The following is a 7,928-nucleotide window of genomic DNA, read 5'->3' on the forward strand; positions in this document are numbered from 1 at the left end:
AGGAAGGCTCTCAAGCCACCCGGTGGCGGGTAGCCCAGACGCGCGGCAGCCAGCCGCCCGGCGCGACCAGCAGTGAAGCAAAGTACAGCGCCCCGGCGCAGCCGATGATGGTCGGGCCCGACGGCGTGTCCAGGTGGTAAGACAGCAGCAGCCCGGCCACGCTGGCGAGCATCGCCTGCGCGCTGGCGTTGAGCAGCTGCGCGGGTAGCGTGTCGTGCCACAGCCGGCTCGACACGGCCGGCAGCATCATCAGCCCGACGGCCATCAAGGTGCCCAGCGTCTGGAAACCGGCGACCAGGTTGATGACGACTAGCATCAAAAAGCCCTGCTGCCACAGCCAGCCGCGCCGCCCGGCCGCACCCAGGAACACCGGATCAAAACTTTCCAGCACCAGTCCCCGGTACATCGCGGCCAGCAGCAGCACGCTGACCGAGGAAACGCCGGCCACCATCAAGAGGCCCTCGCGGTTCACGCCCAGTGCGCTGCCAAACAGGATGTGCAGCAGGTCGAGCTGGGTGCCGTGGCCCGAGATCAGTGTCACGCCCAGCGCCAGCGCCACCAGGTAAATCGCGGCCAGGCTGGCGTCTTCCTTGAGCACCGTGAAGCGCGTGACCAGCCCGGCGACAGCCGCCACCGCCATGCCCGCCGCCACGCCGCCCATGGCCATGGCGGTCAGCGAGAGGCCGCCCAGCATGAAGCCGATCGCCACGCCCGGCAGCACCGCGTGGCTGAGCGCGTCGCCCAGCAGGCTCATGCGCCGCAGCGTTAAAAACACGCCCAGCGGCGCGGCGCTGAGCGACAGCGCCAGCGTGGCGACCAGCGCCCGGCGCATGAAGGCAAATTCGGCGAACGGGGAAAACGCCGTGTCCCACAGCCAGGCGGCGAAGGCCATCATGCAACGGCTTTCTGCAGGGCCAGCGTGCCGGTGCCGCACAGCTCGGCGTTTTCGTCCCAGGCTTCGGCCATGGCGCGGGCGCGTCGCAGGTTCGGCTCGGTCAGCACGTCGGCGGTGGCGCCCCAGCCGACCAGTTCGCGCGCCAGCAGCAGCGTGCTGGGGAAATACTCGCGCACCAGGTGGTCGTCGTGCAGCACGGCAATCACCGTGCGCCGCTGCTGGTGCCACTGCCGCACCAGCGCCAGCAGGGCGGCGGTGGTCTTGGCGTCGATCGCGTTGAAGGGCTCGTCGAGCAGGATCAGCTCGGCGTCCTGCACCAGCATGCGGGCAAACATGACCCGCTGCAATTGCCCGCTGGACAAGCTGCCGATGGAGCGGCGCTCGAAGCCCTCCAGCCCGACGGCGTGAAGCGCGGCATCGACGCGCTCCAGCATGCGCCGGGTGACGGCGCCCCACGCGCCGGCGCTACCCCAGCAGCCCAGCAGCGCGCAGTCGTAAACGTCGATGGGAAAGCTGCGGTCGATGTCGGCCACCTGCGGCAGGTAGGCGATGCGTTCGCGCGCGGGCGCCACCGTCAGCGCGCCGCCGGAGCGCCCGCCTTCAATCGGCAGCAGGCCGACGATGCTTTTGAGCAGCGTGCTTTTGCCCGAGCCATTGGGCCCGACCACGGCGGTCAGCGAGCCCGGCGCGAAGCTGCCGCTGATGTGGTGCAGCGCCGGATGCCGGCGGTAGCTGACCGTGAGGTCGCGCAGCGACACCACCGGGCCGGCCGCTACCACGGGGCGACTTCCACTTGCGCCCAAGCCACCGCCAGCCACAGCAGCGCCACGGCGGGCAGCACGGCCAGCACCCGCAGCCAGGCCGGCCAGGCCAGCACGCTGGCGGCGCGGGAAGGGGTGGAGCGGTGCGCGGAAACTGTTTGCGAAGTCATGGCTTTCCAGAAATGAAGGCGGGCGAGCCGCAGGTTGCGGTAATAATGCAACTAGATTGCGGTAGATTGTAACGCAACTGAATTGCATTAAAAGCGAATTACAAGCGAGTGAACGTCAATCCATGGCCTCTTTCCAGTCTCCCGAATCCGCCAGGCTCGACCCCATCGACGCGCTGCTGTCGGCCCACGGCCTGCGGCGCACGGCGGCGGCGCGCCTGGTGCTGGGCTGGCTGCTGGCGCATCCCGACACCAGCTTTACCCATGCGCAGCTGCAGATGGCGCTCAGCGGCGAAGGTCCGTCGGCACTGGACCGCGTCACGCTGTACCGGCTGATCGACCGGCTGACGCAGGTCGGGCTGCTGCTGTGCCGGGTCGATGCCAGCCGGGTGCGCCGCTACCAGGCGATGCCGGCCAGCGTGCATGCGATGCCGCACTTCGAATGCCAGAGCTGCCACCGCGACAGCCCGCTGGACGGCGCGCTGATGGGCAACGCCGACGACCTGGAGCGCGCCGCCCAGTCGGCGCTGGCCGCGCTGAAGGCGCTGGGCTACCAGGGCCTGAGCATGGATTTCGCGGTGCGCGGCGTCTGCGCCGACTGCGCCACCAGCGGGCCAGCCGCCTGAACCGGCTTCAGCTTGCCGGATGATTCAATTCCAGCAATCCCTTCCCGTGTTGGCCCAGACGGTCGGCCTGCTGCTGCTGTCGAACGTGTTCATGACCTTTGCCTGGTACGGGCACCTGAAGAACCTGGCCGCGTCGCCCTGGTACATCGCCGCGCTGATCAGCTGGGGCATTGCGCTGTTCGAGTATTTGCTGCAGGTGCCGGGCAACCGCATCGGTTTCACGCAGTTCAGCGTCGGCCAGCTCAAGATCATGCAGGAGGTGATCACGCTGGCCGTGTTCGTGCCGTTCGCCGTGTTCTACCTGAACGAGCCGCTCAAGCTCGACTACCTGTGGGCGGCGCTGTGCATGATGGGGGCGGTTTACTTCATCTTCAGAGGATAGGCCCCCACGGTCGCCCACTGCGTGTGGCTTCCTGCCCCCCGAGGGGGCCGCTGCGCCTGCGGCCTGGCGAAGCCAATTCCGCGGCCCCTGCTTGAGGAGGTGCGCCCCCACGGCCGCCGCTGACTGTTTTTTGCGTCCTTCGGGAGCGCTCATTCCTCAGGGTTATCCATCACAAAAATGTTTGCCTGGCAGTCAAACGGACGGCAAAGTCATCGCGGTTAAACTCCCGGCAGTCACAAATCCGTCATATTTCGGACTAAATTTTTTTGAGGATTCCCATGCTGTTCAGCAAGTTTTTGCCGCGAGAAGGCAATTTTTTCGAGATGTTCGACCAGCATGCCAACCGGATTGTCGAAGCCGCCCATGCATTTTCCAAGATGGTGGCCAATTACAGCGATGTGGAAAAACGCAACCTGCACCACCGCGAAGTCGATGAAGCCGAGCGCGCCGCCGACCGCATCACCCATGAAGTCAGCCGCGTGCTGCACAAGACCTTCATCACGCCGATCGACCGGGACCAGATCCACCAGCTGATCAACACGCTCGACGACGTGGCCGACCTGATCCAGGATTCGGCCGAGACCATGGCGCTGTACGACGTGCACCACATGACGGACGACATCGTGCGCCTGACCGACCTGAGCGTCAAATGCTGCGAACGCCTGAAGGACGCCGTTGGCCTGATCGGCAAGGTGCGCGATGCCGCCACGGCCGAAGCCGCGCTCAAGACCTGCGCCGAGATCGACAAGCTCGAATCCGACGCCGACCATGTGATGCGCTCGGCCATGAGCCGGCTGTTTCGCGAGGAGCCCGATGTGCGCGAACTCATCAAGCTCAAGGCGGTGTACGAACTGCTGGAAACCATCACCGACCGGTGCGAGGACGCGGCCAACCTGATCGAGGGCATCGTCCTCGAAAACTCCTGATTCCCGGCGACTGAAACCGACCTTCTCATGCAAACTGCACAGACCGCTCTCTGGGTCGTGGCCCTGCTTGTCTTCATGGCCATCGCCTTTGACTTCATGAACGGCTTTCACGACGCCGCCAATTCCATCGCCACGGTGGTGTCCACCGGCGTTCTCAAGCCCGGCCATGCCGTCGTGTTTGCCGCATTCTTCAACCTGCTGGCGCTGTTCGTTTTCCATCTGAGCGTGGCCGCCACGGTCGGAAAGGGAATTGTGGAGATCGACGTTGTGGACACCCACGTCGTCTTCGGGGCGCTGATGGGCGCCATCACCTGGAACCTGGTGACCTGGTATTACGGCATTCCCAGCAGTTCGTCGCATGCCTTGATTGGCGGCATCGTGGGCGCGGTGATTGCCAAAGCCGGTACGGGTGCGCTGATTTCGGGCGGCCTGGTCAAGACGGTGGCGTTCATCTTCATCTCGCCGCTGCTGGGCTTTCTGCTCGGCTCGCTGATGATGGTGGCCGTGTCCTGGATCTTCCTGCGCTCCGCGCCGTCCAAGGTGGACCGGTGGTTTCGCCGCCTGCAACTGGTGTCGGCCGGTGCCTACAGCCTGGGCCACGGCGGCAACGATGCGCAAAAGACCATCGGCATCATCTGGATGCTGTTGATTGCCACCGGCTACACCTCGGCCGCCGACGCGATGCCGCCGACCTGGACGATTGTGGTCTGCTACACGGCGATTGCCGCCGGCACCATGTTCGGCGGCTGGCGCATCGTCAAGACCATGGGCCAGAAGATCACCAAGCTCAAGCCGGTGGGCGGCTTTTGCGCGGAAACCGGCGGCGCCATCACGCTGTTCCTGGCCACCGTGCTGGGCATTCCGGTCTCGACGACCCATACCATCACCGGCGCCATCGTCGGCGTCGGCTCGACGCGCCGCGCCTCGGCCGTGCGCTGGGGCGTGGCCGGCAGCATCGTCTGGGCCTGGGTGTTGACCATTCCGGCATCGGCCTGCGTGGCCGCGATTGCCTACTGGGCCAGCCTGCTGATTTTTGATTGAGCCAGTCCGCCGGGCAGGGCGGCGACGCTGAAAACACCCTGTTCATCAGTGCATCCGTCCTGATGGACGATTTCATTTTTTGAAAACTCAGGTACGCTTTCTTCCATGAACCTGCCAAAAATAAACAAGCCTTTCGCCATGATCCGGGAATTCCACCTGGCCGACTGGTTCACGCTGGCCAATGCCATCTGCGGCATCGGGGCCCTGTTTTCCATGATGACCTACCTCCAGGTGAACGATGTCCGGCATGTTTACTTTGCCTGCTGGCTGGTCGTGGCCGCGCTGATTTTCGATGTGCTCGACGGGCGGATTGCGCGCTGGCGGCAGAAAACCTCGGCCATGGGGCGCGAACTCGACTCGCTGGCCGACATCATTTCCTTCGGCGTTGCCCCGGCGGTGATCGCCTACGGCTGCGGCATGCAGGGGCTCTACGACCGCATCATCCTGGCCGGTTTCGTCGCCTGCGGCGTGTCCCGGCTGGCACGCTACAACGTCACCGCCGAGTCGCTGACCGGCGACGGCGGCAAGGTGAAGTATTTCGAGGGAACGCCCATTCCAACCTCGCTGGTGCTGGTCATGGTGATGCTGGTGGCCGCTTGGCAAGGCGCGCTGCAGGACGCACTGTGGTTTGGCCAGGTCAAGTTTGGCGGCTTCACGCTGCATCCGCTGGTGCTGCTGTTCGCGCTGTCGGGCTCGCTGATGGTCAGCCGCATCCGCTTTCCCAAGCTCTGAGCACGGGTTTCTGGCGGATTTTTCCTGACAGCAGGCGCCAATTGGTCGGTGAACCGCGATGCACTTTCGCCTGGCCGCCGACGCCGTCCTGCTGCTTCATCTGGCCTTCATCGTGTTTGCCGTCTTCGGTGGGTTGCTTGCCCTCAGGTGGCGCTGGCTGCCGCTGCTTCATCTGCCTGCCGTGGCCTGGGCTGTTTATGTGGAGCTGGCGGGAAGCCTCTGCCCGCTGACGGCAGTCGAAAACAGCTTCCGCCTCGGCGCCGGCCAGTCGGGTTATGCCGGGAGCTTTGTCGAACACTATCTGCTCGACCTGATCTATCCGACAAGCCTGACGCGCGAAATCCAGTGGATTCTGGCCGCCATCGTGGCTGGCATCAACATCGCCGTATATTCATGGCTGGCGTTCCGCCGGCACTCCAGCATCCAGAAACCGGCTGGCTGAAAAATGCATGAGCTGCCCTCGCCGTCTTGCGCAACGCCCGAAGGGCGAAAAGCATGGCCTGGGCTGTGAGGGTTAAAACAGCCAGCAGCACGCTCGCCCAGCCGCAATTTGGTAGTATTTCCTGTCAATATTTTTTGACATTTATCGGAGATTTTCATGAAAAAAATCATTGCCGTCATGGCCATGGCCGCCTCGTCACTGGCCTTTGCCAACAGTTGCCCCACCCACATGAAGGAAATCGACGCCAAGCTGTCCAGCAGCCCAGCGGTTGCGGCCGCTGATATGGAGAAAGTCAAAAAGCTGCGCGCCGACGGTGAAGCCTTTCACAAGGCGGGCAAGCATGCGGAGTCTGAAAAGGCATTGGGCGACGCCAAGAAACTTCTGGGAATCTAAGCCTTCGGCCTGCTTGCGCGGCAGGCAGATCGCCTGCAACCGTTCAGAATTGGCGGCCCGGCTCCCCACACGCCGGGCTGGCCAACCCGCCTACCAGTCTTCCTTCACCGCCAGCACCGCATCCCTGCCAGCGGCCGCGCGTCCGGCCAGCCAGGCGGTCAGCGTGCCGGCCAGCACCACGCTGGCGCACAGCAGCGCCAAGCGTCCCCACGGCACCTGCAGGTCCATGGTCCAGTGAAAGCTTTGCGGGTTGACGACAAACACCAGCACGGTGGACACCGCCAGCCCGAGCGCCAGCCCGGCCAGCGCGCCAATCACCGTCCAGGCCGCGCCTTCACCGGCCACGACGGTCAAAATCTGCCGGCGTGTCAGCCCTAGGTGCGCGAGCAGGCCGAACTCCTTGCGCCGCGCCAGCACCTGCGCGCTGAAGCTGGCCGCCACGCCAAACAGGCCAATGGCAATCGCCACGCCCTGCAGCCAGTAGGTCACGGCAAAGCTGCGGTCGAAAATCTTCAGGGAAATGGCGCGGATCTGGCTGACCGAGGCCATTTCCAGCAAGGCGCCGCTGCCGCCTGACTGGCGGTCGGCCAGGCTGCGAATCGACTGCTGCACCTCGGCGTCAGGCACGCTGCCGTCGATCCACAGCGCCAGGTCGTTGACCCGCGCGTCGCTGCTCAGGCGCTCGAAATCGCGCTGGGCTATGGTGATGGCGCCAAACTGGCGCGCATAGTCGCGCCACACGCCAGCCACGAAGAATTTCTGGTTTGCTATGGAATTAATAGCTGGTTGCGCACGCCCTGATTGCGCAAAAGCACTAAAAGCCTGTGAAAGTGGCGTAAACACCGTGCCGGGCGCGGCGCCGTAAAGATCGACCATCGCTTCGCTCACGTAAATGCCGATCTGACCGGGAGGCACCCCGAGCGCCGCGCCGACCAGCGGCAGGTCGGTGGCAGGGTTGTCGATGGGCCGGGAAATCAGCGTGACCGCTGGCTTGGCAGCATCGAGCAGTAGCGGCACGGTGCGCAGCGTGCTGACCCGTGCCACGCCGGGCAGGCTGCCGAGCGCATTGACAAACCCGGGAGAAAAATAGGCGGTGTCGCTGGCCGAGGCGCTCAGGGTGGAGCGCACGTACAGGTCGGCTGGCAGCAGCGTGTCCAGCCAGTTCGTGACCGAACCGCGAAAACTCGCCACCATCACCGTCAGCGCTACGGCCAGGCTGAGCGACGCGACCACGCCGCTGACGGCCACGGCCGCGCTTTCGCGCACCCGGCGCGCGCGCTCGACCGCCAGCATCGGCAGCAGGCGGTGTCGGGTCAACGGGCTGAGCCGGTCATAGAGCAGCGTGATCAGCCAGGGCAGCGCGGTGATGCCGCCGACCAGCAGCAGCGCCACCGAGACATAAGCCGCCAGCGGAATGCCGAACACCGGCGGCAGCATCGCCAGCAGGGCGCCGGCCGCGATCAGGAAAATACTCAGCCAGCGGCCGGCGCCCGACGCAGGCGCCAGGCCCAGCCCCTTGAGGGTTTGCGCGGGCGGCAGCTTTTGCGCCGCCCGCGCCGGCCA

General features: G+C 65.1%; 12 protein-coding genes. 7 read left to right on the forward strand and 5 right to left on the reverse strand.

Annotated features, from left to right (window positions below):
* Positions 1 to 10 precede the first annotated feature (10 nt).
* From EC86_RS0101285 to EC86_RS29410, 3 genes are read right to left on the reverse strand one after another with little or no spacing between them, the layout of a single operon-like run.
* Complete coding sequence (locus tag EC86_RS0101285; protein WP_029523907.1) at positions 11 to 892, reverse strand: metal ABC transporter permease; 882 nt, start codon at positions 890 to 892, stop codon at positions 11 to 13.
* Positions 892 to 1,674, reverse strand: coding sequence for a metal ABC transporter ATP-binding protein (locus EC86_RS0101290; protein ID WP_051675661.1), 783 nt, complete (start codon positions 1,672 to 1,674; stop codon positions 892 to 894). Before EC86_RS0101290 ends, EC86_RS0101285 begins: the two co-directional genes overlap by 1 nt.
* Positions 1,668 to 1,826 (reverse strand): hypothetical protein, encoded by a 159-nt coding sequence (locus tag EC86_RS29410; protein ID WP_198026736.1) that lies wholly within the window; start codon positions 1,824 to 1,826, stop codon positions 1,668 to 1,670. Before EC86_RS29410 ends, EC86_RS0101290 begins: the two co-directional genes overlap by 7 nt.
* Before the next feature lie 122 nt (positions 1,827 to 1,948).
* On the opposite strand from EC86_RS29410, the gene EC86_RS0101300 reads away from it, so the two are divergent.
* The 4 genes from EC86_RS0101300 (at position 1,949) to EC86_RS0101315 (ending at position 4,798) form a co-directional block, all read left to right on the forward strand.
* Positions 1,949 to 2,449 (forward strand): Fur family transcriptional regulator, encoded by a 501-nt coding sequence (locus EC86_RS0101300; RefSeq protein ID WP_029523910.1) that lies wholly within the window; start codon positions 1,949 to 1,951, stop codon positions 2,447 to 2,449.
* A gap of 22 nt (positions 2,450 to 2,471) precedes the next feature.
* Complete coding sequence (locus EC86_RS0101305; RefSeq protein WP_036772529.1) at positions 2,472 to 2,831, forward strand: DMT family protein; 360 nt, start codon at positions 2,472 to 2,474, stop codon at positions 2,829 to 2,831.
* A gap of 278 nt (positions 2,832 to 3,109) precedes the next feature.
* Positions 3,110 to 3,757, forward strand: coding sequence for a DUF47 domain-containing protein (locus EC86_RS0101310; protein WP_029523912.1), 648 nt, complete (start codon positions 3,110 to 3,112; stop codon positions 3,755 to 3,757).
* Positions 3,758 to 3,784: 27 nt separating this feature from the next.
* On the forward strand, positions 3,785 to 4,798 hold the full coding sequence (locus EC86_RS0101315; protein ID WP_029523913.1) for an inorganic phosphate transporter: 1,014 nt from the start codon (positions 3,785 to 3,787) through the stop codon (positions 4,796 to 4,798).
* Here EC86_RS0101315 and EC86_RS29765 read toward each other — a convergent pair.
* Positions 4,768 to 4,938, reverse strand: a complete 171-nt coding sequence (locus EC86_RS29765) for a hypothetical protein (protein ID WP_232229983.1) — start codon at positions 4,936 to 4,938, stop codon at positions 4,768 to 4,770. The genes EC86_RS0101315 and EC86_RS29765 overlap by 31 nt on opposite strands.
* Here EC86_RS29765 and pssA point away from each other — a divergent pair.
* The 3 genes from pssA to EC86_RS0101335 all read left to right on the forward strand — a co-directional run bounded on the left by pssA (position 4,937) and on the right by EC86_RS0101335 (position 6,365).
* Positions 4,937 to 5,530, forward strand: coding sequence for a CDP-diacylglycerol--serine O-phosphatidyltransferase (pssA, locus tag EC86_RS0101325; RefSeq protein ID WP_408633859.1), 594 nt, complete (start codon positions 4,937 to 4,939; stop codon positions 5,528 to 5,530). The genes EC86_RS29765 and pssA overlap by 2 nt on opposite strands.
* Before the next feature lie 58 nt (positions 5,531 to 5,588).
* Positions 5,589 to 5,972: a DUF2784 domain-containing protein gene (locus EC86_RS0101330; protein ID WP_029523915.1), complete on the forward strand. Its 384-nt coding sequence runs from the start codon at positions 5,589 to 5,591 to the stop codon at positions 5,970 to 5,972.
* Between the two features lie 156 nt (positions 5,973 to 6,128).
* On the forward strand, positions 6,129 to 6,365 hold the full coding sequence (locus EC86_RS0101335; protein ID WP_029523916.1) for a hypothetical protein: 237 nt from the start codon (positions 6,129 to 6,131) through the stop codon (positions 6,363 to 6,365).
* 90 nt (positions 6,366 to 6,455) lie between these two features.
* Here the strand turns inward: EC86_RS0101335 and EC86_RS29770 are convergent.
* Positions 6,456 to 7,928, reverse strand: a 1,473-nt coding sequence (locus EC86_RS29770) for an FtsX-like permease family protein (protein ID WP_232229747.1), incomplete at its 5' end; no start/stop codon positions are given.

It is taken from the genome of Polaromonas glacialis (genome assembly GCF_000709345.1).
GTDB classification, from domain to species: Bacteria; Pseudomonadota; Gammaproteobacteria; order Burkholderiales; family Burkholderiaceae_C; genus Polaromonas; species Polaromonas glacialis.